The organism is Kitasatospora sp. NPDC006697 (assembly GCF_042869935.1).
Lineage (GTDB): Bacteria > Actinomycetota > Actinomycetes > Streptomycetales > Streptomycetaceae > Kitasatospora.
Genome location: NZ_JBIAGU010000040.1, coordinates 14,458 through 39,498, shown reverse-complemented (window position 1 = coordinate 39,498; position 25,041 = coordinate 14,458). Strand labels below are relative to the sequence as shown.

Here is a 25,041-nt window from a genome sequence, read left to right as displayed (position 1 = left end):
CGTTGGTCGGGTTCATTGACGTCCTCACCGGTTCTCTCCGGCCGTCGGGTCGCCGCCGCCGTCCGCGGCGGCGGCCTCGAGTTCGCTCAGCACCAGGTCCTCCACCAGCTCGGCCAGTCCGGCGACGGTGCGGCTGACCAGCACGTCGCGCGGGGTGAGCGCGGTGCCGAAGGTGTCGTTGGCGCGGGAGGCGATCAGCAGGGCCCGCAGGGAGTCGCCGCCGAGCAGGAAGTAGTCGTCGGTGACGCCGACTTCGGCGCCCAGGGTATCGGCCCAGAGCTCGGCCAGCACCTCCTCGAGCGGGGTGCGGGGTGCCACCCGCCCGGTGCCCGTGGGTTCGACGGTGACGGGCGCGGGCAGCGCCCGGCGGTCCACCTTGCCGTTCTCGGTGAGCGGGAAGGCGTCCAGGATCGCGTAGGCGGTCGGCACGGCGTGGCCGGGCAGGGCGCGCACGGCGAGTTCGCGCAGCTCGGCGGCGGTGGGCGGGGCGGCGTCGGGGGCGGCGAGCAGGTGGGCGGCCAGCCGAGGCAGGCCGGGCTCGTCCTCGCGCACCGTCACCAGGGCGTCCAGCACGGCCGGGTGGCGCAGCAGCACGGCTTCGACCTCGCCGGCCTCGATCCGGTGGCCGTGCAGTTTGAGCTGGTGGTCGGTGCGGCCGAGGTGGTGGAGTTCGCCGTCGGCGTCGCGCCGGGCCAGGTCGCCGGTGCGGTACATCCGTGCGCCGGGCGGGCCGTACGGGTCGGGGACGAACCGCTCGGCGGTCAGTCCGGGGCGGTTGAGGTAGCCGCGGGCCAGGCCCGGTCCGCCGAGCCAGAGCTCGCCGGCCACGCCGTCCGGGACCGGGCGCAGGTGCTCGTCCAGCAGGTAGGTCCGGGTGCCGGGCAGCGGGCGGCCGATCGGCGGTGCGCCGCCGTCGCCGGGCAGCGGGTCGGACCAGGTCGCCACCACGGTGGCCTCGGTGGGGCCGTAGCAGTTGACCATCCGGTGGTGCGGGGCCCAGCGGGCGGCGAGTTCGGCCCGGCAGGCGTCGGCGCCGACGGCGAGGGTGACCAGGTCGGGCAGCGTGCCGGGGGTGTCGGGCGGCAGGGTGGCCAGGGCGGCGGGCGGCAGCAGGGTGTGGGTGATCCGCTCGGCGCGCAGCAGCCGGGCCAGCGGGCCGCCGAGCAGCGGGCCGGGTTCGGGCACCACCAGGGCGGCGCCGTGCGGCAGCGAGAGGCAGAGCTCCAGCACGGCGGCGTCGAAGCTGGGCGTGGCGAAGGACAGCACCCGGTCGCCGGGGGTGACGTGCAGGTGGGCGGCCTCGGCGGCGGCGAAGCCGGCCAGGCCCCGGTGGGTGACCAGCACGCCCTTGGGGGTGCCGGTGGAGCCGGAGGTGTAGATCACGTAGGCCGGGTCGTCGAGCCGCACCGGGCGGGTGCGGTCGGCGTCGGTGGGGCGGTGGGCGGGGGTCTCCTCGTCCAGCAGCAGGGCGGTGACCTCGGCGTGGTCCAGGGTGAGGGCGGGGGCGGCGTCGGCGAGCATCAGCTCGATCCGGGCCCGCGGGTAGCCGGGGTCGACGGGGAGGAAGGCGGCGCCGGTCTTGGCGACGGCGAGTTGGGCGAGCACCATCTCGGCGGAGCGCGGCAGCAGCAGGGCGACCAGGGTGTCCGGGCCGGCGCCGCGGGCGAGCAGCCGGTGGGCCAGCCGGTTGGCGCAGGCCTCCACTCCGGCGAAGTCCAGCAGCAGGCCGGGGGCGCGCAGCGCCGTGGCCTCGGGGTCGCGGTCCGCGGCGGCCTCGAACAGCTCGGCGAGCAGCCGGGGTTCGGCGGCCTCCAGGTCGGGCCGGACCGGTCCGTGCAGCAGCCGCTCGCGCTCGGCGGGCGACAGCACCTCCACCTGCTCCAGCCGGTCGCCCGCGCCGCTGTCGGCGAGCGCGAGCAGGGTGTGCACCAGCCGGTCGGCCAGCGCCTCGGCGGTGCGGCGGTCGAACCAGCGCGGGTCGTGGCCGAGTTCGATGTGCAGCCGCTCGCCGGGTGAGATCACGGCGGTGAGCGGGTAGTTGGTGGCCTCCCGGGCGTCCAGCTCGCGCATCCGCAGGCCGTGCGCCCCGGCGGTGTCGTCGCCGACCGGGTAGTTCTCGAAGACCAGCAGGCTGTCGAAGAGCGCCTGGCCGGGCGGCAGTCCGGCGCAGGCCAGCAGGGCGGGCAGCGGCAGGTGGTCGAACCGGCGGTCCTCGGCGCTCGCCTGCTGCAGGGCGCTCAGCCAGTCCGCCGTCCGGGCGGTGCCGTCCACCGCGACCCGGGCGGGCAGGGTGGTGATGAAGAGCCCGGTGATGCCGTCGGCGCCCGGCAGGTCGCTGGGCCGGCCGGAGACGGTGGTGCCGAAGACCACCTCGGGCCCTCCGCCGCTGCGCGCGAGCAGCAGCGCCCAGGCGCCCTGCACCAGGGTGTTGAGCGTGAGCCGGTGCGTGCGGCCGTACTTCTGCAGCCGCGCGGTCTCGGCGGCGGTGAGCTGCCGGGTGAGCCACTGGTCGGAGCGGGCGGTCTCGCCGGGCACGGGGCGGCGGTCGTAGGGCAGCGCGGTGGCGGCGGTGATTCCGGCCAGGGTGCGCCGCCAGTGCTCCTCGGCCGCGCCGGGTTCGCGGGCGGCGAGCCAGCCGACGTAGTCGGCGAACGGGCGCCGCTCGGTGAGCCGCGGCTGCTCGCCCTTGGCCAGTGCCGCGTGGGCGGCGAGCACGTCGCCGAGCACCTGGAAGACGCTCCAGCCGTCCAGCAGCACATGGTGGAAGGTCCAGACGACCCGCACGGTGTCGGGCCCGAGGCGGACCAGCGCGACTCGCAGCAGCGGGGGCTGATCCAGCGTCAGGTTTCGCTGCCCGGCGAGGACGGTCTCCAGTTCGGCGGCCTGGCGGTCCGGGTCGAGCCCGGTCCAGTCGTGCAGGCCGACCGGCAGGTCGACGCCCTGGTGCACCAACTGCAGCGGCACGGGCACCTCGTGCAGCACCACGCTGCTGCGCAGCACGGGCGTGCGGTCCACCACGTGCCGCCAGGCGGCGGCGAGCGCGGCGGTGTCGGTGACGCCGTCGAGCACGAAGGTGATCTGCTCGGTGTAGTGCTGCTGCCCGTGCACCACCAGGCCGGCCTGGCTGGGGGTGAGCGGGTAGACGTCCACCACCTCGCGGCCGGTGCCGACCAGCCGGTCCACGGTGGCCTGATCGAGCGGGGCCAGCGGGAAGTCGGCGGGGGTGCGCCCGCCGGCCGCCGGGTCGGCGCAGTGCCGGATCAGCGCGCGCAGTTCCTCGGCCAGTTCGGCGGCCAGCCGCTCGACGGTAGCGGGGTGGTGCACGGTGTCGGCGTAGGACCAGCTGAACTCCAGTCGCTGGTCGGTTATTCGTCCGACGATGTCGATCAGGTGCGGCCGGGTGGCGGTGCGGTCCAGGCTGCCGCCGAGTCCGCCGTGCGGGGCCTTCAGCAAGGCGCCGACCGGCCCGGCCGGACCGTCCTGCCGGCCCAGGTAGTTGAAGCTCAGCTGCGGTGCGGCGGCGGCGCCGCCGCGCAGCTGGCGCAGGGCGCCGTAGCCCGTGCCGCCGTTCGGCACGGCCCGCAGCGCCTCCTTGACCTGCTTGAGCGCGCTGCCGGGGTCGGCCTCCGGGAGGGCGGGGACGGCGAAGGGGTACAGGGCGGTGAACCAGCCGACGGTGCGGGAGAGGTCGAGTTCGGGGAAGAGCTCCTCGCGGCCGTGGCCCTCCAGGGCGACGGCCACCCGGTCGCGGCCGGTCCAGCGGCCGAGCACCCGGCCGAGCGCGGTGAGCAGCACGTCGTTGATCCGGGTCCGGTAGACCGGCGGCACCTCCTGGAGCAGCCGCCTGGTCTCCTCGGCGTCCAGTCCGGCGGTCGCGGTGCGCTCGGCGGCGGCGGTGTTGGGACCGCCCGGCAGGTCGACGGGCAGCTCGCCGCTGCCGGCGGCCACCGCCTGCCAGTGCGCGGCCTCCGCGTCGAAGCCGCCGGCGGCGGTGTGCTCGGCCAGGCGTTCGGCCCAGCTGCGGAAGGAGCTGGTCTTGGCGCCGAGGCGGGGCCGCCGGCCCTCGCGCAGGGCCTGGTAGGCGGCGTCCAGGTCGGCGTGCAGCAGCGGCCAGGAGACGGCGTCCACCACCAGGTGGTGGGCGGCCAGCACCAGGACGGGCGGTGCGCCGGCGGGCCGGCAGAGCGCGGCCCGCAGGAGCGGGCCGGTGGCCAGGTCGAAGGCCAACTCGACCTGCTCGGGCGCCTGTTCGGTTTCCCACAGCTCGGGGGCCTCGCCCGGCTCGGCGATCCGCTGGCGCCAGCTCCCGTCGGCCTGCCGGGTGGCGCGCAGCCGCAGTGCGTCGTGGTGCTCCAGCACGGCGGCCAGCGCCTGTCGCAGCAGGGCCGGGTCGACGTCCGGGTCGACGGTGTGCGCGGTGGTCTGGGTGACCAGGGCCGGATCGCCGTCCAGGCTGTCGAACAGCCAGTGCTGGATGGGCGTGAGCGGCACCTCGCCGGTGACCGGGCCCTGTTCGGCGGCGCGGGCCGCGGCGGCGGGCAGCAGGTCGGCGGCGGTGGCGAGTTCGGCGACGGTCTGGTGGGCGAAGAGGTGGCGCGGGGTCAGCGCCAGGCCGGCCCGGCGGGCGGCGGAGACGATCTGGATGCCCAGGATGGAGTCGCCGCCGAGGGCGAAGTAGTTGTCGCCGCTGCCGACCTGCGGGACGCCGAGGACCTCGGCCCAGATCGCGGCGAGGGTCCGCTCGGTCGCGGTGGCGGGTTCGCGGTGCTCGGCGGCGGTGGCGGCGGCCTGCCAGTCGGGTTCGGGCAGCGCGCGGCGGTCGAGCTTGCCGGTGGCGCCGAGCGGCAGGTGGTCCAGCTCCACCACCACCGCGGGGACGAGGTGTTCGGGCAGCCCCCGGGCGAGGAAGGCGCGCAACGCGGCCGGGTCGAGCGGTTCCCCGCCGGGCCGGCGGACGGCGTAGGCGGCGAGACGCCGGTGGCCGTCCTGCTCGACCACCCGGGCTGCGGCGGCCCGGACCGCCGGGTGCTGGGCCAGCGCGGCTTCCAGCTCGCCGAGTTCGATCCGGAAGCCGCGCACCTTGACCTGGTCGTCGGTGCGGCCCAGGTAGACCAGCCGGCCGTCCGGGGTCCAGCGGGCCAGGTCGCCGGTGCGGTACATCCGGGCGCCGGGTGCGCCGTGCGGGTCGGCGAGGAAGCGCTGGGCGGTCAGTCCGGGCCGGCCCAGGTAGCCGCGGGCCAGGCCGGTGCCCGCCAGGTAGAGCTCGCCGGGGGCGCCGGCCGGGACCGGGCGCAGCCGCTCGTCCAGCACGTAGGCCCGGGTGCCGGCCACGGGGCGGCCGATCGGCGGGTCGCCGCCGTCGGCCGGGTCGCAGGCGTGCGCGGTGGCGTAGACGGTGGCCTCGGTGGGGCCGTAGATGTTGAGCACCCGGCAGCCGGGTATCGCCTCCCGCACCTGCCGCACGGTCCGGGCGGGCAGCGCCTCGCCGGCGAGCACGACGGTGTCGGCGGCGATCCGGGCGGTGCCCTCGGCGAGCAGCCGGCCGAGGGCGGAGGGCACGGCGCTGAGCAGGCCGGCCTGCCAGGGCTCGGCCCGCTCGGCGAGGGCGAGCAGGTCGCGGACCGGCTCGACGGTGCCGCCGGCCAGCAGCGGGGCGAGCAGTTCGAAGACCGAGACGTCGAAGGAGAGCGAGGTGGCGGCGAGCACATGGCCGAAGCCGCGGTCGCGGAACTCCTCGGCGGCCCAGGCGGTGAGGCCGAGGACGGCGGAGTGGGCGACCACCACGCCCTTGGGGGTGCCGGTGGAGCCGGAGGTGTGGATCACGTAGGCGGGGTGGGCGGGGTGCCGGGGCACGTCCGTGAGGTCGGTGTCGGCCGCCGCGGCGGTGTCCAGCTCCTCGATCTCCAGGCGGGGCGTGCCGGGCGCCACCTCGGCCCACCGGTCGCGCTGGGCGGTGCTGCCGAGCACCACGTGCGGGCGGACGTCGTCGAGCAGGAAGGCGATCCGCTCGGCCGGGTACCCGAGGTCGATCGGCAGGTAGCCCGCGCCGCTCTTCAGCACGGCGAGCAGGGCGACCAGCAGCTCCGCGCCGCGCGGCAGGGCGAGGGCGACGAAGCGCTCCGGCCCGGCGCCGTGCGCGATCAGCACCCGGGCCAGCCGGTTGGCGCGGGCGTTTAGCTGACGGTACGTCAGCTGCTCGGGCCCGTCGATCACGGCGACGGCCCCGGGTGTCCGCGCGGCCTGCGCCTCGAAGGCCTCCGGCAGCGAACCACCCTGCGGCGGCCGTGGTGCTTCGCTGGCGAAACGTTCCAGCAGCTCCGCTCCGTCCGCCATCAGCGGCAGCTCCGCCACCGTGCGTCCCGGGTCGGCCGCGATGCCGCCGAGCACCGCGCGCAGGCTCCCGGCCAGCGACTCCACCAAGGGCCGGTCCAGTGCCGCCGGGTCGTAGTCCAGGATCACCGACAGCTGCGCCTCGCCCGGCGCGACCACCACGCTCAGCGGGTAGCTGGTCGGCTCCACGTCCCGCTCGGCGGTCACGGTCAGGCCGAGCCGGCCGGGGGCCTCGCCGTCCAGCGGGTAGTTCTCGAAGACCAGGATGCTCGCGAACAGCGGTGTCCCGCCCGGCAGTTCGCTCCAGCCCTGGACCTGGGCGAGGGAGACCGCCTCGTGCCGCCGCGCCTCCGCCTGGGCGGCCTGCAGCTCGCCCAGCCAGGCCAGCAGCGGCTGCTCGCCGGCCACCCGCACCCGGGTCGGCAGCGTGTTGATGAAGAGCCCCACCATCCCGGTGACGCCCGGCAGTTCGGCCGGCCGGCCGGAGACGGTGCTGCCGAAGACCACGTCCTCCGCTCCCCCGTACCGGGAGAGCAGCAGCGCCCAGGCGCCCTGCAGCACCGTGTTGACGGTCAGTCCGGCGCCCTGCGCGGTCTCCCGCAGGCGGGCCGAGACCTCCGCGCCCAGCTCGACCAGCACCGACTCGCAGGCCCCGGCGCCCTCCGCCGCCGCACCGCGCCGCAGGCCGGGCAGCTCGGTCGGCGCCGCGAATCCGGCCAGCGCCTCCCGCCAGTACCGCTCCGCCGCTCCGCCGTCCTGGCGCGCCAGCCAGCCCAGGTACTCGGCGAACGGGGCCCGCTCCGGCACCCCGGCCGGCCGGTCGCCGACCGCCGCCGCGTAGCGCTCGCAGACCTCCTCGAAGACCTGGGCCGCGCTCCACCCGTCCAGCAGCACGTGGTGGAAGGTCCACACCAGCCGCACCCGGTCCGCCGCCAGCCGGATCAGCGTCAGCCGGAAGAGCGGAGCCGCCGCCAGGTCGATGCCGGCCGCCCGGTCCTCGGCGAGCAGCCGGTCCAGCTCCCGGGCGCACCAGTCCGCCGGCCGCCCGCTCCAGTCGTGCCGGTCGATCGGCACGGCGGCGCGGGTCTGGACGAGTTGCAGCGGCCGGGCGGTCTGCTGCCAGACCAGCCGGGTGCGCAGCACCGGGTTGTGGTCGGCGGTCCGCTGCCAGGCCTCGGCCAGCGCCTCCGGGTCGGTGACACCGGCGAGTTGGAGCACGGCCTGGTTGACGTAGCTGCTGCCGCCCGGCTCCAGCAGGTGGTGGAAGAGCATGCCGGCCTGCATCGGGGTGAGCGGGTAGAGGTCGGCGACGGCGCTGCCGTCCCCGACGACCTGGTCCAGGGTGGCCTGGTCCAGCAGCGCCAGGGGGAAGTCGGAGGGCGTGCGGCCGCCGGCCCCCGGTTCGGCGCAGTGCGCGAGGATTCCGCCGAGCGCGGCGGCCATCGCCTCGGCGAGGGCGGTGACGGTCTCCCGCCGGTGGCGTCCGGTGCTGTAGTACCAGGCGAGTTCGAGTTCGCCGTCCGACACCCGGGCCACCACGTCGAGCAGGTGCGGGCGTTCGGCCTCGGGCGGCTCGGTGCTGCCGAGGCCGCCGGGCACGGCGCGGACCAGGGCGGCGTCGCCGGCGGTCCAGTCGAACCGGCCCAGGTAGTTGAAGCTGACGCCGGGCGCGGCGGCCAGCTCGGGGTCCCGGGCCAGGTAGCGCTGCGCGCCGTAGCCGAGGCCGCGCTGCGGCACGGCGCGCAGCTGCTCCTTGACGGCTTTCAGCGCCGCGCCCCAGTGACCGTCCGGCAGTTCGAGGGCGACGGGGTAGAGGCTGGTGAACCACCCGACCGTGCGGGAGAGGTCGAGGTCGTCGAAGAGCTGGTCCTCGCGGCCGTGGCCCTCCAGGCCGATGGCGACGCGCTCGCGCCCGGTCCAGTCGGCGAGCACCCGGCCGAGCGCGGTCAGCAGCACGTCGTCGATCCGGGTGCGGTAGGCGGCGGGCACCTTGCGCAGCAGTTCCTCGGTCTGCCGCCGGTCCAGCCGAACGGTGACCTCGGCGGTGTCGGCGACGGTGTTGCCGCCGCCCAGCTCCACGGGCAGCGGCCGGGCGCACTCCCGGGCGGCCGCGCGCCAGTGCTCGCGCTCGGCGGCGAAGGCGCCGGCCGCGGTACGGGCGCGCAGGCGCCGGGCCCACTCCCGCACCGAGCTGGTCCGGGCGGGCAGCCGGACGGTCTGTCCGTCGCGGGCCTGGCGGTAGGCGGTCTCCAGGTCCTCCAGCAGGATCCGCCAGGAGACGCCGTCCACCACCAGGTGGTGGGCCGTCAGCACCAGCCGGTCGCCGTCCCGGACGGCCGCCAGCAGCGGACCGGCCGCCAGGTCGAAGTCCGCATCGGTGCGCAGCAGTTCCGGAACCGGCTGGTCGGCGTCGGCGCAGCTCTGCCGCCACTGCCCGTCCAGGTTCTCGAACCGCGAGCGCAGGGCGTCGTGCTGCCTCCAGAGCGCGGCCAGCGCCTGCCGCAGCGCCTCCTCGTCGACCTCGGCGGGCAGTTCGACGGTCAGCCGCTGGCCGACCTGCTCGGGCCGCACCGGCTGCGGGTCGAGCAGCCAGTGCTGGATGGGCGTCAGTTCGACAGCGCCCGCGACCGGTTCGGTCCCCGCGATGGCGGGTGCTGTCTCCGCGGCCGCCGCCGCGAGGGCGCTGAGCACCGGGTGCCGGAAGAGGTCGCGGGGCGTCAGGGCGAGTCCGGCGGCGCGGGCCCGGGAGACCACCTGGATGGAGAGGATGGAGTCGCCGCCGAGCATGAAGAAGTTCTCGTCGGCGCCGACCCGCTCAAGGCCGAGCAGGTCGGCCCAGATCCCGGCGAGCAGCTGCTCGGCCCGGGTGGCGGGCTCCCGGTGGGCCTGCTCGGCGGTGCCGAACTCGGGCGCGGGCAGCCGGCGGTGGTCCACCTTGCCGTTGGCGGTGAGCGGCAGTTCGGGCACGGTGACGAAGGCGGCGGGCACCATGTAGTCGGGCAGCCGCTCGGCCAGCCGGGCCCGCAGCGCGGCCGGGTCGAGACCGGCCGGAGCCACCAGATGGGCCACCAGCACCTTGCGCCCGCCCGGCTGCCGGTGCAGCGAGACCACGGCCTCCGAAATTTCCTGATGCTCCGTCAGGCAGGCCTCGATCTCGGCCGGTTCGACCCGGAAGCCGCGGATCTTCAGCTGCTGGTCGGCCCGGCCGGCGAAGAGAAGTTCGCCGTCGCCGCTCCACCGGGCCAGGTCGCCGGTGCGGTAGAGCCGCTCGCCCGGTGCACCGAACGGGTCGGCCAGGTAGCGGGCGGCGGTGGCGCCGCCGCGCCCGGCGTAGCCGCGGGCCACCCCGGCGCCGGCGAAGTACAGCTCGCCGGGTATGCCGGGTGGTTGGGGCTGCATCCGGTCGTCCAGCACATAGGCCCTGGTGTCGTCCAGCGGCCGCCCGATCGGCAGCGCGGCGGGCAGCGGGTCGCCCGGGCGGAAGGCCCGCCGGGTGACGAAGGTGGTGGTCTCGGTGGGCCCGTAACCGTTGACCACGGTCAGTTCGGGGCAGGCGGCCAGCACCCGGCCGACCACCGCGCCGGGCACGGCCTCGCCGCCGGTCCACACCTCGCGGGCGCCGCGCAGGCAGCCGGGGTCCTCCTGGGCGAGCAGCCGGAACAGGCCCGCGGTCAGCCAGAGGTGGCTGACGCCCTGCTCGCCGATCGCCCGGCGCACCGTGGCGGCGTCGAGTTCGGCGGGCGGCGCGAGCACGGCGGTGCCGCCGCGCAGCAGAGGCACCCAGAGCTCGTAGGTGGAGGCGTCGAAGGCGTGCGGGGAGTGCACCAGCACCCGGTCATGCCCCTCGAAGGCGCGGTCCAGGGCGAGCGCGGCGACGTCGCGCTGCCGGACCGCCACGCCCTTGGGCAGGCCGGTGGAGCCGGAGGTGAACATCAGGTACTGCACGGTGTCGGGGTGCACCTCGAAGCCGCCCGTCAGCGTGCCCTCGGTCCACTCCGCGGGCCGCAGTACCTGGGGCGCCAACCCGTCGGCGTCGGCGGCCCGTCCGGCGTCGGTGAGCAGCAGCTCGGCGCCGGCCTGCCGGACCGTTGCGCGCAGCCGCTCGCGCGGCGCCCGCCCGTCCAGCGGCACGAAGACGCCGCCGAGCCGCACCAGCGCGAGTTGGACGGCGACCAGGGTGACCGAGCGCTCCATCAGCACCGCCACCGGCCGTTCGGCGCGCACGCCCAGGCCGGCCAGCCGGGCGGCCACGGCCTCGGCCAGCGCGTCCAACTCCCGGTAGCCGACCCGCTCCCCGCCGCTCTCCACGGCGGTGGCCGCCGGGGTGCGGCGGACCTGGGCGGCGAACAGCTCGGCCACGGTGGCCGGTTCCCGCCCGGTGGCGGTGTCGTTCCACTCCCGCAGCACCTGCTCGCGGCGCTCGGGCGTGAGCAGCGGCAGCCGGGCCGGCGGCCGGTGCGGATCGGCGGCGAGGCCGGTGAGCAGCACGGTCAGGTACTCGGCCAGCCGCTCGACCGTGCCGGCGTCGAGCAGCCGGGGGTCGTAGCCGAGCCGCAGCCCGAGCGTGCGTCCGGGGTAGGCGACCAGCGCGAGCGGGTAGTTGGTGGTCTCCACACCGTCCAGCCCGGTCAGCCGCAGGCCGTGCGCGGCGGCCAGGTCCTCGTCGACGGGGTAGTTCTCGAAGACCACGATGCTGTCGAAGAGCGTTGCCCGCTCCGGCAGTTCGGTGCCGGCCTGGATCCGGCCGAGTGACAGGTGGCCGAACCGGCGGTCCTCGCTCTGGTCCTGCTGGAGCTGCCGCAGCCAGTCCAGCGCGGAGCCGTGGACGGGGACGGCGGCCCGGGTGGGCAGGGTGGCGATGAAGAGGCCGGTCATCGTGTCGGCGCCGGGCAGCTCCGGCGGGCGGCCCGCGGTGGTGGTGCCGAAGACCACCTCGGAGTGGCCGGACTGGCGGCTCAGCAGGATCGCCCAGGCGCCCTGGACCAGGGTGTTGACGGTGAGTCCGGCGCTCCGGGCCAGCTCCTCCAGGGCCCGGGTCGCGGGCTCGGTGAGGGCGGTGCGCACGGCGGCGGTGGACTCGGCGCGGTGGCTCTCGCGCGGCTCCCGGTCGTAGGGCAGCGGGGTCGGCTCGGCCAGGCCGGCCAGCCGCTGCCGCCAGTGCTGTTCGGCCGCCGCGCCGTCCTGCTCGGCCAGCCAGGCCGAGTAGTCGCGGTAGGGGCGCCGCTCGGGGGCCGGGGCGGCCGGGTCGGCGTGCTGGGCGAAGACGTCGGCGAGCACCTGGAAGAGGCTCCAGCCGTCCAGCAGCAGGTGGTGGAAGGACCAGAGCACCCGCACCGAGCGGTCCCCGAGCCGGGCCAGCAGCAGCCGCTGCAGCGGCGCCCGGTCCAGGTCGATGCCCAGCTCCCGGTCGCGCTGCATCAGTTCGGCCAGGCGCTGCTCACGCTGCTCCGCCGTCAGCCCGCGCCAGTCCAGCAGTTCGACGGGCAGCACGACCCCGCGCCGCACCACCAGCAGTGGTTCGGGCACCTGCTGCCAGGCCACGGCGGCCCGCAGCACCGGTGTGCGGTCGGTGACCCGCTGCCAGACCGCGGCCAGCCGCTCCGGCTCCGGCACGCCGTCGAGTTCGAAGGTGAGCTGCTGCAGGTAGGGGCCGCGGTCGGCCTGGGCCAGGCCGTGGAAGAGCATCCCGGCCTGGGTGGGGGTGAGCGGGTGGACGTCCTCCAGCGCGCCGGGGTCGGCGCCCGCGAGCAGGTCCACGGCCTGCTGGTCGAGCCGGGCGAGCGGGAAGTCCGAGGGGGTGCGGCCGGCGCTGCCGGGGCGGGCGGCGTGCCGGGCGATGCCGAGCAGGGCGGCCGTGAACAGCCCGGCGAGCCGCGCGGTGCCGTCCTCCTGACCGGCTGGATGGCACCAGGTGAACTCCAGTTCGTCCCCGTCCAACCGCCCGATCAGCTCCAGCGCGTGCGGGCGCGTGGCGGCCGGGTCGGCGTCCAGCTCCAGCGGGCGGAACTCGCCCCGGTTGAGTCCGCCTTCGGCGGGGGCGATCCGGCCCAGGTAGTTGAAGCTGACGGGCGCGACGGGCTCGGCGGGCAGGCTGCCGGGCAGCAGGTGGCGCAGCACGTCGTGGCCCAGCCCGTGCCGGGGCACGGCGCGCAGCTGCTCCTTGACCTGCTTGAGCACGCCGTCCCAGCCGGCCCCCGGCGCGACCTCCAGCAGCACGGGGTGGCGGGTGGTGAACCAGCCGACGGTGCGGCTGGTGTCCAGGTCCGCGAACAGCTCCTCCCGGCCGTGCCCTTCGACCTCGACCAGCACCCGGGGGTCGCCGCTCCACTCGTCGAAGGCCCGGCCGAGCGCGCTGAGCAGCACGTCGTTGATCCGGGTGCGGTAGGTCTCGGGCAGGGTGCGCAGCAGGGCGGCGCTGGCCCGGGCGTCCAGCCGGGTGGTGAGGGTGCGGGTCTCGGCGTAGCTCCCGCCGGCCTGCGGCCGCACCCCGGCGGAGCGCTCGGCGACGGCGGTCCAGTACGGCAGTTCGGCCTCGAACCCGCCCTGCTCGGCGTACTCGGCCAGCCGGGCCGCCCACTGGCGCATCGGCGTGGTCTTGGCGGGCAGCTCGACCGGGGCGCCGTCGCGGCGGGCCCGGTAGGCGCGGTCCAGGTCCTCCAGCAGCAGCCGCCAGGAGACGCCGTCCACCACCAGGTGGTGCACGGCCAGGTGGAGCACGGGTGCGCGCCCGGCGCCGCGCTCGTGCAGCACGGCGCGCAGCAGCGGACCGCCGCCCAGCGGGAAGGGGCCGTGGTGCGGGGTGTCGGAGTCGGGGCCGGTGTGCCGGGCGAGCACGATCCGGGGCGCCTGCTCGGCGATCTGCCAGGGCTCCCCGGCACCGGCGAAGGAGGCGCGCAGCGCGTCGTGGTGGGCCGCCAGGTCGTTGAGCGCCTCCTCCAGCGCGGCCGGGTCCAGGTCGTCGGGCAGCAGCAGCGAGAGGGTCTGCGCGAACCGGTCCGCGCCGGCGCCCCCGGTCTCCAGCAGCCACCGCTGGATGGGCGTCAGCGGGGCGCTGCCGCTGGCCGGTTCGGCGGGCCCGGCGGCGGGGCGCAGCGGTCCGGCGGTGTCGGCGCAGCGGGCCAGGGCGGCGACGGTCTGGTGCTGGTAGACGTCGCGGGAGGTGAGCGCGAGTCCGGCCTGCCGGGCCTGGGCGACGAGCTGGATGCTGAGGATGGAGTCGCCGCCGAGCTCGAAGAAGTTGTCGTCGGCGCCGACCCGTTCGATCCGCAACAGGTCGGCGAGGACGGCGGCCAGGGTGCGTTCGCCGGGGGTGCGCGGCGGCACGTACCGGGTGGCCCGGTCGAGCGGGCCGGGGTCGGGCAGGCGGTCGCGGTCCACCCTGCCGTCGGGGTGGCGCGGCAGGGCGGTCCCGACGGGCAGCACCGCCGCCGGGACCAGTCGGCCGGGCAGCCGCTCGGCCAGGGTCCGGCGCAGGGCCGCCGGGTCCAGGCCGGGACCGGCGACCACCCAGGCGACCGGCCGGCCGGCGTGCTCGAAGACGGCCGCCTCGGCCACCTCGGGCCGGGCCAGCAGCTCCCGTTCCAGGTCGGCGAGGTCCAGCCGCCGGACACCGGCCGGCCCGGCCGGCCCGAGCCGGGCCAGCGAGCCGTCGGCCCGGCGGCGGACCAGCTCGCCCGCCCCGTCCAGCCGGCCGGCCACCCCGGGCGGCTGCGGCCGCCCGGCCTCGTCCAGCACCGCCGGGCCGTCGGTGGCGGCGAGCAGCGCCCGCTCCTCCTCCCCGCTCAGCAGGGACAGTTCGGCGAGCCGGCGCTGCGGCCCGGCGGCCATGCCGGCCAGCAGGCGGTGCAGGTAGCCGGCCAGCCGCTCGGCGGTCTCCGGTGCGAAGAGCGCGGTGCTGTACTCCACGGTCAGCTCGAAGCCGTCGCCGGCGGGTGTGAACTCCAGCACCAGGTCGAAGCGCGCGCCGGGCCTGGGCAGCGGATGCGGCGCGAAGCGGAGCGGACCCGCCGTCAGTTCGCCCCGTGCCCCGAGCTGCTGCACCACCGCCGCCTGCACCAGCGGCGTCCGCGAGGGGTCGCGCCGGGGGGCCAGCTCCTCGACCACCCGGTCGAAGGGCACCTGGTCGTGGGCGAAGGCGTCCAGCAGCGTGCCCGCCAGCTCGCTGACGTAGCCGTCCACGGTGGCGTCCGGGTCGACCTCCGCCCGCAGCACCACGGTGTTGGCGAAGAATCCGGCCACTCCTTCGAGTTCGGCCCGGCCGCGGCCGTTGGTGACGGTGCCGAGCGCCACCTCCCGCTGCCCCGAGCAGCGGGCCAGCAGCAGGGCGGCGGCGCCCGTGAAGAGGGTGAAGAGGGTGGTCCCGCGCCCGGCCGCCAGCTGCCGCAGCCGCTCCACCAACTCGCCTGGCAGGGCGTGCCGGTGGGCGCCGCCGGCGGTGGCCCGGACGGCCGGCCGGGGGCGGTCGGTCGGCAGGTCAAGCTCCGGCATCTCGGCCAACTGCCGCTTCCAGTAAGCGAGTCCGTCCTCCTGCGGCCGTTCCCGCTCCCAGGCCGCGTAGTCGGCGTAGCGCAGCGCGGGTGCGGGCAGCACGTCCCCCCGGTAGAGCGCGGCCAGTTCGCGGGTGAGCAGGTCCACCGACCAGCCGTCCGTGACGATGTGGTGCTGGGCGAGCAGCAGCACATGGTCCTCCTCCCCGCACCGGACCAGCAGGGCGCGGGTGAGCGGCCCGGCCGCCAGGTCGAACGGGCGCAGCAGCTCCTCGGTGAGCCGGGCCTCGACGTCCCCGCCGCTCGGGACGGTGCGCAGCGGCAGTTCGCCGACCGGCCCGATCCGCTGCACGCCCTGCCCGTCGACCGTGGCGAAGGTGGTGCGCAGCGCCTCGTGCCGGGCGGCAAGTCCGTTCAGCGCCCCGCGCAGGGCGTCCGGGTCGAGCGGTCCGAGCAGCCGCAGCGCGAGGCCGGTCGCGTACTCGGTGCCGCCGGGGGCGAGGTGGTCGAGGAACCAGAGCCGCCGCTGCCCGCCGGAGAGGGCGAGCGGCCGGTCGGCCGGGGCGGGCGGGATCGGGTCCGGCTCCTCCTCCCCCGCCGCCTCGTCCGCCAGTTCGGCCAGTTCGGCCAGTTCGGCGACGGTCCGGGCGGTGAACAGCTCGCGCAGGCCGAGCCGCACGCCCAGCGCCTCGCGCAGCCGCCCGAGCACCCGGGCGGCCAGGATCGAGTCGCCGCCGAGCTCGAAGAAGTCCTCGCGCGCCCCCACCGCCTCCAGGCCCAGCAGTTCGGCCCAGATCGCGGCGATGGCCTTCTCCCGGGGCGTGGTCGGCTGCTCGCCGGCCCGGACGGCCGTGACCACCGGCACGGGCAGCGCCCGCCGGTCGATCTTGTTCTGCGGGGTCAGCGGAAAGACCGTCAGCACCACCACGGCGGCCGGCACCAGGTGGGCGGGCAGTTCGGCGGCCAGCGCGGACCGCAGTGCGGCGCCGTCCAGCCCCTCCTCGCCGGTGACGTAACCGACCAGCCGCTGCCGCCCCGGCTCGTCCTCGCGGACCACCACCACGGCCTCGCCGACGCCGGGCCTGCGCAGCAGCGCGGCCTCGATCTCGCCGGGCTCGATCCGGAAGCCGCGGATCTTCACCTGCCGGTCCAGCCGCCCCAGGAACTCCAGTTCGCCCGCCGGCGTCCAGCGGGCCCGGTCGCCGGTGCGGTAGAGCCGGGCGCCGGGCGGGCCGTACGGGTCGGCGACGAACCGGCCGGCGGTCAGCCCGGGCCGGCCGAGGTAGCCGCGGGCCACGCCGTCGCCGCCGACGAAGAGCTCGCCGTCCGCCCCCGGCGCGACCGGGCGCATGGCGGCGTCCAGCACGTGGGCCCGGGCGGTGGGCAGCGGGGCGCCGATGGTGGGCTCGCCGCCGTCCGCTCTGAGCGGGCCGGTCCAGGAGGCGACGATGGTGGCCTCGGTCGGGCCGTAGGAGTTGATCATGCGTCGGCCGGGCGCCCAGCGCCGGACCAGCGCGGCCGGGCAGGCCTCGGCGCCGACGATCAGGGTGCGCAGGTGCCGCCCGGCGCCGGTGGCGGCCGGGTCGGGCAGGGTGGCCAGCGCGGCGGGCGGGATCAGCGCGTGGCTGATCCGGTGCTCCTCCAGCACCTGGGCCAGCTCCTCGCCGAGCCAGGGGCCGCCGGGCGGCACGACCAGGGTGGCGCCGCAGAGCACCGAGATGCACAGCTCCAGCACCGAGGCGTCGAAGCTGGGCGAGGAGAACTGCAGCACCCGGTCGCCGGGGCCGACCGCGTACCGCTCGGCGGCGGCCGCGGTGAAGCCGCCGATGCCGTGGTGGGTGACGGTGACGCCCTTGGGGGTGCCGGTGGATCCGGAGGTGTAGATCAGGTAGGCGGCCTGCGCGGGGTCGACGGCGGGCAGCTCGCCCGGCGGGGCGTCCCGTTCCGCCGTCAGCTCGGCGAGCAGCGCCTCGTCGACGGTGACGGCCGGCCGGGCGTCGGCCAGCATCAGCGCCCGCCGGTCGGCCGGGTAGCCGGGGTCCACCGGCAGGAAGGCCGCGCCGGCCAGTGCGACGGCCAGCTCCGCGGCGATCAGCTCCGGCGAGCGGGGCAGCACCAGCGCGACCGTCCGCTCCGGGCCCGCTCCGCGCCGCCGCAGCGCGCGGGCCAGCCGCCCGGCGCGGTCGGCCAGCTCGCGGTAGCTCCAGGTCCGGCTGCCGTCGGTGAGGGCGGGGGCGTCGGGGGTGCGGGCGGCCCGGGCGGCGAACAGCTCGCCCAGTGCGGGGTGGCGGGTGGCCGTGGGGTGCTGCGGGTCCGTCATGGCGAGCGTCCTTCGGGCGTGGCGGGACGACCCGCCGGCGGGGTGGGCCGGCGGGCGGGGGCGTCGGGCGGCGTGGGGTCGGTCGCCGGAGGATCGGTGAAGGGGGCGGCCGTCAGCCGCCGGTGGTGCGGCGGGCGGTGCGGCCGGAGATCTGCACCCGGTCGATGGCGCCGGTGGCCGGATCGCGGTGGAAGGACCCGCCGGCCTGCAGCTGGCCGGTGTCCGGGTCGACCAGGTCGCAGCGCAGGTCGGCGTAGCAGCGCAGCGGGATCGGCAGGTCGCCGTCGACCGAGAGGGTCGGCGAGCCGTCCGGGCCGACGGCCACCCGGTACTCCAGGCCGCCGTTGCGGTAGCGGCCGGCGGCCTCCGGCAGCGGCACCGAGCGGCCGCGCCGGGCGGGCACGGCGGCGGGCACCGCGAGGCCGGTGTGCTTGCCGATCTCCTCGGCCACCTCGCACCAGAGCGCGGTGGCGGCGGAGGCGTTGCCGGTGAAGGCGAGCACCAGGCCGCTCTCCGGCTCGACCCGCAGGTGGCAGGAGGTGCCCTGGGCGTTGCCGTCGTGGCCGTACCAGTGGCGGCCGTCGCTGCGGTGGACGGCCAGGCCCATGCTCCAGCCGTCGGCCAGCGCACTCGGCTCGGCGGCGGGCTCGGGGGTGCGCAGCAGCTCGGCGACGGCGGGCGGCAGCACCTCGGAGTGGCCGGCCAGGGCCCGGCCGAAGACCATCAGGTCCACGGCGCTGGCCTGCAGCGCGCCGGCGGGGGCCTCGGCCGGGGCGAGGTTCTGCACGGCGGGACGCAGCTCGCCGGTGGCGGTGTTGACGGCGTGTCCGGCGGCGGTCGGCCGGTTGGCGGCGGGCGTGCTGCCGAGGAAGGCGGCGGCGGTGCCCAGCGGGTCCAGCAGCAGCACCCGGACGGCCTCCTGCCAGTCCATGCCGGTGACGGCGGCGACCAGCTGGCCGGCGGCGACGTAGCCGGCGTTGGAGTAGGAGAAGCCGGTGCCGGGGGCGAAGAGCAGCTCGCCCGGGGTGCAGGCGCCCGCCAGGTAGTGGGCGCGGGTGGTGCGGGCGGCCGTGTCCGAGTCGGGGCCGGTGGGCAGGCCCGCGGTGTGGCTGAGCAGCTGGCGGATGGTCAGGTCGGGGACGGCGCGCAGCTCGGGCAGGTGCTCGGCGGCGGGGTCGTCCGGGTCGAGGTCGCCGTCCGCGGCCAGCAGCAGCACGGCCGCGGCGGTGTAGGGCTTGGTGAGGGAGCCCAGCGGGACGGCGGTGTCGGCGGTGAACGCGGCGCCGGTGGCGGCGTCGGCGGTGCCGGTGTGCCAGGTGAACACCTGGCTGCCGGTGTCGAGGGCGAGTTGGGCGCCGGGCACCCGGTGGGTGGCGGCGAGGGCGGTCAGTCGCTCCGTCAACTCGTCCGGTAAGACGGGTTCGCCGACCGCGGCGGCAGTGGTGGTGGTGTACGGCATGAGCGGGCGTCTCCCCAGGACGGTTTCTCAGCGGGTGGTGATCGGCGCGCAGCGCCCGGCAGGCGGGTCCGGGCCCGGGCGGCACGAGGTTTTCCGGAACATGTGAACGAGAGCCGAACTGTCGTGCGAAAGATGCCGGTGGATGGATGAATTCACGTCCGGACGCGCCTCCACCGCGCCATTCCGCACGGAAAGGGCTTTGCCTTCGACCGACCCCGGCGACGCCCCGGAAAGGGCAGGTGAGAAATTACCGGGAATCGCTCCGGCGGCCCCCGGAGTGCGCCGGCCGACGCCTTCCGGACAGCGGAGCGAACGGAATTCGCCATGCGCCGCAATTCCGCCGGGGCGCACGCCGGTGCACTCCCCCGGCTCCCCGCAGCACCGCGCACCCGGCCGGGCCGACCCGCATCCGCGCAGGTGGGACGGGTCGCACACGCCCGACCCGGGCCCCAGGGCTGACCCGGGCAGCGGGCGGCCGCTCACTGGCACGGCACACATGGGCGCTCCATCGCGCGGCGGACCGACAACGCCTTTCCCCCAGTAATCCAGCCCGCACAACGGTTGTGCGGGGGCTTTCCCAAAACGGCCGGCATGGGTGGTGGATGCGCGGAGTGCCGGACGCGGCGGGCAGAAAATGAACATACCCCCGGACCGTCGGTGCTGTCCGGGAAATGGCCGATCGGGTGGACCGGAAGGTCCGAGTCCCGCTCGAACCACGCACAGTCTTCACTGTCGTTCCCCTGATCCGCAAGCCGACGCCGTTGATCCTGGGGAATGCGCGGACAGGAGATTCTGATGGGTTTTCCGGGTGTGCTGGGAAAGCAGCGGCACGGTGGACCGGTGTGACGGAGGGGACGGGCGCCGGACCCGGTCCGGCGCCGCTACTCGCTGGGGTCGCGCAGCGCCCTGACGTGGATCTCCTGGGCGATCCGGCCCGCCGCCGTCTCCGCCTCCAGGTGGTCCCGGCCGGCCTGCAGCAGCACGTCGGCGGCCAGCCGGGCGGCCAGCTCGCGGCCCGCGTGCCCGTCCCGGTGCAGCAGCCGGGTGACCAGGCGGCCGCGCACCGGGAAGGCCGTGGCGCGGGCCCCGGCCAGCCGGCCGGCCAGCAGGGTGGGCACCACCACCGCGCCCAGCTGGGCCGCCATCAGCGCGACCACCGCGGCCGGGTGCTCGGCGGTGTGCACCACCGAGGGCTCGATGGCGTGCTCGGCGGCGAAGGCGGCGAAGGCCCGGCCGCGCGCCGACCGCGGCGGCGCGCCGATCCACGGCCGGCCGGACAGCTCCCGGGGGTCGGTCGGCTGCTCCCAGGATTGCGGCACCAGCACCCGGTACTCGTCCTCGCCCATCGCCCGCGCCCTGGTGCCCGGCGGAAGCGGCACGGCCGTCTCCCGGTCGTCGGCGGCCACCAGCACGTCCAGCTCGCCCAGCCGCATCGCCCGCAGCCCGTTCACCAGGTCGTACTCCTGGAAGACCGGCACCAGCCCCGGGTGGCGGCGGCGCAGCAGCGCGCTCGCCCCGGCCGCCAGCCGGGCGATCACCCACGGGCTGGCGCCGATCGCCACCGGGCCGCGGATCTCCCGAGGTCCCGTCAACTGCTCGCGCGCCGCCGCCAGCTGACGGCCGATCCGCTCACCGGTCTCGGCCAGCAGCCGCCCGGCGGCGGTCAGCTCCGGGCGCGGCCCGGCCCGGTCCAGCAGCGGCAGGCCGCACTCCTGCTCCAGCGCGGCCACCTGCTGCGAGACCGCCGAGCGGCTGAGGCCGAGCGCCCGGGCGGCGGGCGCGAGGCCGCCGGTGCGGGCGACGGTGGCGAGCACCAGCAGTCGGCGGGGGTCGAGGTCCATCGCGGCGGGTCCTGAGGGGGTGTCGGTTCTGCTGTCGGGTGGGGCAAGTATGCCTGGACACCGGGGCTGCGGTCACCGGACGGGGTTGCCAGACTGACCGGCATTCCCGACTCCCCCTCAGGAGGCCCGCCATGCCTGCCCGCCGCCTCACCGTCACCTGTGCGCTGTTCGCGCTCCCGGCCGTGCTGACGGCCTGCGGGCCCGCCGGCACCTCGGGGGCCGCGCAAGGGGCGACCGCCGCCGCGACCACGGCCGGCGCCGCTCCGCAGTACCGGCTCACCGCCCCGCAGACCGCCGGAGGCTACCCGCAGGGCCGGCCCCCGGCTGCCACCACCCAGCTGGTCGACTCCGGCCTGGGCCAGAACGCCAAGCTGCTCGGCCTCACCGGCACCCCGGTCCGCGCCACCTACGACGACGCGGCCGACGGCGCCTGGGTCTTCTATTCCGGCCTCAACGGCAGCGGCTTCGACCCCGACCGCCTGCACGACGCCCTCACCCACCCGGTCACCACCGGCGACGACGGCGCGGGCGACCACACCACCTTCAGCTACGCCGACACCGACCCGGGCCCGCACGGCGGCCGCGCCATCTGCGACTCCCTGCTGGTCCGCGCCGCCTTCCTCACCACCACGGCCACCACCTGCTCCTGGTTCACGGCCACCACCGCCGCCCGGGTCACCGTGGTCATCAAGGGCGACGGCAGCAACACCAAGATCGGCTTCACCGCCGCCGACGTCGCCCCGATCATGCGGGCGGTGCGCGCCGACGCGGAGCGGAGCGACTAGCTCAGGGCGCCGGCACCGCCAGCACCGGGCAGCCCGCGTGCCGCACGCAGTGCGCCGTGACCGAGCGGCGCAGTCCGCGCCGGAGCAGGCTCCGGCTCGTGCCCAGGACCAGCAGGTCGGCGCCCCGGTCGGCGACGGCCACCAGCGCCCGGTGCGGGCGGCCGCGGACCAGCGCCCCGCGCACGGGCGTGTCGGGCCCCGCCTGCGCCCGGGCCCCGCGCAGCACCTCGGCCAGCCGGGCCGCCGCACCGGCCCGGGCCTGTGCGAGGGCGGGCGAGTCGGGATACCTCAGGTAGCCGCGCTCGCCGCCGGGCGGACGCCAGGCGTGCACCAGCAGCACCTCGGCGGGACCGGTCCGGGCCTCGCGCAGCGCGCGGCGCACGGCGGCGCCGCTCCGCTCGGAGCCGCTGACGCCCACCACGATGCGGCGCACCATGAAGCTCCCTGACTCCCTTTCGGCTCATCCGTCCCGTGAGGTTGACGCGCCGGGGTCGTGGGCCGTTCCCGGTCTGGCCCGGGTGTGCAGCCGCTCGCCCTGCGGGCCGAAGAGGCTGAGCAGCTCGACGGCGGCCGTGCCGGTGCTGCCGAACCAGTGCGGCACCCTGGTGTCGAACTCGGCCGCCTCGCCGGCCGTCAGCACCAGGTCGTGCTCGCCGAGCACCAGCCGCAGCTCGCCGGTGAGCACGTAGAGCCATTCGTAGCCCTCGTGGCTTCGCGGGTCGGGCTCCCGACTGCCCGGCGGGATGATCATCTTGAAGGCCTGGACCCCGCCCGGGTTGTGGGTCAGCGGGACGATCGTCGCCCAGTCCCGCTTGACCGGGCGCAGCCGCACCCGGGGGTCGCCGACCTGCGGCGCGCCGACCAGGTCGTCCAGCGGCACCTGGTGGGCGCGGGCCAGCGGGAGCAGCAGTTCCAGGGTGGGGCGGCGCTCACCGGACTCCAGCCGGGAGAGCGTGCTGACCGAGATGCCGGTGGTCTCGGCGAGCTTGGCCAGCGTGGTGCCGCGCTGCCGCCGCAGGTCGCGCAGCCGGGGGCCGACCCCGGCGAGCACGGCGGCGTCCTCGCGTTCCTTTGCCATAGCAGCAACTTTACTTTGCCGCTCCGGCGAACCGGGCGCACGGTGGTGCCCACAGCGAGCAGAGGAGATCCCGATGAACGAGACCTATGACGTGATCGTGGTGGGCGGCGGCGCGGCCGGACTGAGCGGCGCCGTCACCCTGGCCCGGGCCCGGCGCTCCGTGCTGGTGGTGGACGCCGGCGAGCCGCGCAACGCGCCGGCCGGCCAGGTGCACGGCTACCTGGGCCGCGAGGGCACCCCGCCCGCCGAGCTGCTGGCCGCCGGCCGGGCCGAGCTGGCCGGCTACGGCGGCGCCTTCACCGCCGACCGGGTCACCGGCGCCACGGCCGGGCCGGAGGGCTTCACCGTCCGGTTGGCGAGGGCCGGCGCCCTGCACGCCCGCCGCCTGCTGGTGGCCACCGGCCTGCGTGACGAGCTGCCGGAGGTGCCGGGGCTGGCCGAGCGGTTCGGCACCGATGTGCTGCACTGCCCGTACTGCCACGGCTGGGAGGTCCGCGACCGCCGGATCGGCGTGCTCGCCACCGGCCCGCTCGGCTGGCAGCTCGCCCAGCTCTGGCGGCAGTGGAGCCCGCAATCACGGTGCTGCGGCACGGCGCGCCCGCCCCGGACGCCGAGCAGGCCGACCGGCTCGCCGCCCTCGGCATCACGGTGCTGGACGGGCCGGTGCTGGCGGTGGAGTCGGACGGCGACGGGCTGCCCGGTGTGCTGCTGGCCTCCGGCGGGCGGGTGCCGCTGGACGCCCTGGTGGTGGCGCCCCGGCTGACCGCGCGGGCGGGGCTGCTGGCGGCGCTGGGCCTGCGGACGGTGCCGGTGGAGCACGCCGGCCAGGTGATCGGCGACCGGGTGCCCGCCGACCCGACCGGCGCGACCGAGCTGCCGGGCGTCTGGGTCGCGGGCAATGTCGCCGACCCGACCGCCCAGGTGATCGTGGCCGCGGCGGCCGGCCTGCGGGCCGGCGCCGCGATCAACGCCGACCTGATCGCCGCCGGCATCCCGGGCTGACGCCTGGTCAGGCCGCCTTGCGGGCGTGCAGCACCGCCGCGTCCAGCGGCAGCGGCGCCCGCCCGACCAGCTCCAGCCCGGCGTCGGCGAGCAGCCGGGCGTAGTGCTCGGCCCGGCGCTCCCGGCCGCCGACGTTGCACCGCATGTGCAGGTCCCAGGCGGTGGCCAGCGAGGGCGAGCCGTCGGAGGGCAGCAGCCGCTCGACGATCAGCAGATCGGCGTGGGCGGGCATGGCCCGGGCGCAGTGCCGCAGGATCTCCCGGCAGCGCTCGTCGTCCCAGTCGTGCAGCACCCGGGAGAGCAGGTAGACGTCGCCGCCGGCCGGCACCTCGGCGAAGTCGCCGGCCCGCAGGGTGCACCGCTCGACGCAGCCGGCGGCGGCCAGCGAGCGCCGGGCGGCGTCGATCACGTGCGGGCGCTCCAGCAGGGCGCCGCGCAGCCGCGGGTGGGCGGTGAGGATCCGGCCGAGCAGTTCGCCGGTGCCGCCCGCGACGTCGACCACGGTGGCCGGCTCGGGCGCGGCACCGGCGGCCGTGATCACGGGGTGGGCGGGCAGCGGCTCGAACATCCGGGTGCTGGCGGCCATCGACTGGTCGAAGAGCGCGGCGAGCTCGGGCTCGCGGGCGAAGTGGTCGAAGTGGTTCTCGCCGAAGAGGTGGTCGAAGGCGGGCTCGCCGGTCCGCACGGTGTGTCCGAGCGCGCCGAACGAGCAGTAGAAGGCGCCGCCGTACATCAGCGCCAGCGCCCGCATCGAGGCGGGGGTGTCGGCGCGCAGCAGGGCGCCGTGCTCGGTCAGCCGGAAGCCGGCGGGCTCCTCCTCGACCAGGCCGAGCATCGCCAGGTAGCGCAGCAGGGTGGCCAGGCTCTCCGGGTCGGCGCCGACGGCGGCGGCCAGCGCGGTGGGGCCGGCGGCGGTGGCGGTGTCCATCGCGTCGGGCACCCGCAGCTGGGCGAAGACGGCCAGGGCCTGGGTGGTCCAGGCGCCGGTGAGCAGCCGCAGCAACGTTTCCCCGGGCTGCCCGGCCCGGTGCTCGGCCAGGTGGGCGGCGAGCACCTCACGGTGGTCGCCGGCGGCGTGCAGTTCGATCCGGCCGTATCCGGCCTTGGAGTCGGCGGGGGCGGTGAAGTAGAAGACGGTGCCGTCCTCGTGCGGGTTGTAGCCGCCGCCGTCGGCCCGGGCGCCGTGCTTGGCGAGCAGGTCGCGCAGTCCGCGCAGGGTGAGCGGGTCGGGGTCCTCGACCTCGAAGGCGAGGTGCGCCTCGTGCTGCCCGGCCCGCTCCCGCTCGGCCAGGGCGGTCAGCTCGGAGCCGGGCGGGACGGGCAGCACGAAGACCTCGACCTCGCGGCGGGCCCCGTCCGGGCCGGTGACGGGCGGGCGCAGGATCTGCACGTCGAGCCCGGCCGGGTCGCGGTGGTGGCGCAGCGCGAGCCGGTCGCGCACCACCACGCTGGGGCGGGCGGGCACCGCGGCGTCCAGTCCGCACTCGGCGAGCCGGGCGCGCAGCGCGGGCCGGTCGGGCGGCAGCACCAGCAGCGCGGCGTGCGCGAACCGGCAGGTGCGCAGCAGGGCCGCGAGTTCGGGGCCGGTCAGGCCGGGGAGCAGCAGCGGGAGCAGGGTCACGGTGTCGTGGGCCCGGACGAAGTCGACGGTGTCCCGCAGCCGGGCCGCGTCGGTCATGAGCGCGGGCGTGGGCGTGGGCGAGGTGGTCATCGGGTCCTCTTCTCGTGGCACGTCTTCTC

The 25,041-nt window shown here is 76.8% G+C and carries 7 protein-coding genes and 1 pseudogene; 2 read left to right on the top strand and 6 right to left on the bottom strand.

Translation table 11 applies throughout. The annotated features are described in order from the left end of the window. Positions 1 to 24 precede the first annotated feature (24 nt). The 3 genes from ACFYNO_RS36735 to ACFYNO_RS36725 form a co-directional block, all read right to left on the bottom strand. A complete protein-coding gene (locus ACFYNO_RS36735; RefSeq protein ID WP_388022029.1) occupies positions 25 to 17,136 on the bottom strand; it encodes a non-ribosomal peptide synthase/polyketide synthase in 17,112 nt (5,703 codons plus the stop codon). Positions 17,137 to 17,248: 112 nt separating this feature from the next. Continuing rightward, entirely contained in the window at positions 17,249 to 18,595 is a 1,347-nt protein-coding gene (locus ACFYNO_RS36730; RefSeq protein WP_388022028.1) for a serine hydrolase domain-containing protein, read from the bottom strand. An 881-nt stretch (positions 18,596 to 19,476) separates the two neighbouring features. Further along, on the bottom strand, positions 19,477 to 20,436 hold the full coding sequence (locus ACFYNO_RS36725; protein ID WP_388022026.1) for a LysR family transcriptional regulator: 960 nt from the start codon (positions 20,434 to 20,436) through the stop codon (positions 19,477 to 19,479). Between the two features lie 131 nt (positions 20,437 to 20,567). Between ACFYNO_RS36725 and ACFYNO_RS36720 the strand changes: the two genes are divergently transcribed. Beyond that, positions 20,568 to 21,221, top strand: a complete 654-nt coding sequence (locus ACFYNO_RS36720; protein WP_388022024.1) for a hypothetical protein — start codon at positions 20,568 to 20,570, stop codon at positions 21,219 to 21,221. Between the two features lies 1 nt (position 21,222). Here the strand turns inward: ACFYNO_RS36720 and ACFYNO_RS36715 are convergent, their stop codons facing one another. Together ACFYNO_RS36715 and ACFYNO_RS36710 are read right to left on the bottom strand one after the other, a co-directional pair. Further along, complete coding sequence (locus ACFYNO_RS36715) at positions 21,223 to 21,657, bottom strand: universal stress protein (RefSeq protein ID WP_388022023.1); 435 nt, start codon at positions 21,655 to 21,657, stop codon at positions 21,223 to 21,225. A gap of 24 nt (positions 21,658 to 21,681) precedes the next feature. Next, the gene (locus tag ACFYNO_RS36710; protein ID WP_388022021.1) at positions 21,682 to 22,299 is read right to left on the bottom strand and encodes a helix-turn-helix domain-containing protein; all 618 of its coding nucleotides are present in this window, start codon (positions 22,297 to 22,299) and stop codon (positions 21,682 to 21,684) included. Between the two features lie 73 nt (positions 22,300 to 22,372). Here ACFYNO_RS36710 and ACFYNO_RS36705 point away from each other — a divergent pair. Continuing rightward, positions 22,373 to 23,301, top strand: a pseudogene (locus tag ACFYNO_RS36705) (NAD(P)/FAD-dependent oxidoreductase). Between the two features lie 7 nt (positions 23,302 to 23,308). On the opposite strand, the gene ACFYNO_RS36700 reads toward ACFYNO_RS36705, so the two are convergent. Next, the gene (locus ACFYNO_RS36700; RefSeq protein ID WP_388022019.1) at positions 23,309 to 25,012 is read right to left on the bottom strand and encodes a methyltransferase; all 1,704 of its coding nucleotides are present in this window, start codon (positions 25,010 to 25,012) and stop codon (positions 23,309 to 23,311) included. Between the last annotated feature and the right edge of the window lie 29 nt (positions 25,013 to 25,041).

Excerpts from the sequence above, each read along its gene's own strand:
- ACFYNO_RS36735 (WP_388022029.1), bottom strand. The coding sequence starts at position 17,136 with ATGACGGACCCGCAGCACCCCACGGCCACCCGCCACCCCGCACTGGGC.
- ACFYNO_RS36730 (WP_388022028.1), bottom strand. The coding sequence starts at position 18,595 with ATGCCGTACACCACCACCACTGCCGCCGCGGTCGGCGAACCCGTCTTA.
- ACFYNO_RS36725 (WP_388022026.1), bottom strand. The coding sequence starts at position 20,436 with ATGGACCTCGACCCCCGCCGACTGCTGGTGCTCGCCACCGTCGCCCGC.
- ACFYNO_RS36720 (WP_388022024.1), top strand. The coding sequence starts at position 20,568 with ATGCCTGCCCGCCGCCTCACCGTCACCTGTGCGCTGTTCGCGCTCCCG.
- ACFYNO_RS36715 (WP_388022023.1), bottom strand. The coding sequence starts at position 21,657 with ATGGTGCGCCGCATCGTGGTGGGCGTCAGCGGCTCCGAGCGGAGCGGC.
- ACFYNO_RS36710 (WP_388022021.1), bottom strand. The coding sequence starts at position 22,299 with ATGGCAAAGGAACGCGAGGACGCCGCCGTGCTCGCCGGGGTCGGCCCC.
- ACFYNO_RS36700 (WP_388022019.1), bottom strand. The coding sequence starts at position 25,012 with ATGACCACCTCGCCCACGCCCACGCCCGCGCTCATGACCGACGCGGCC.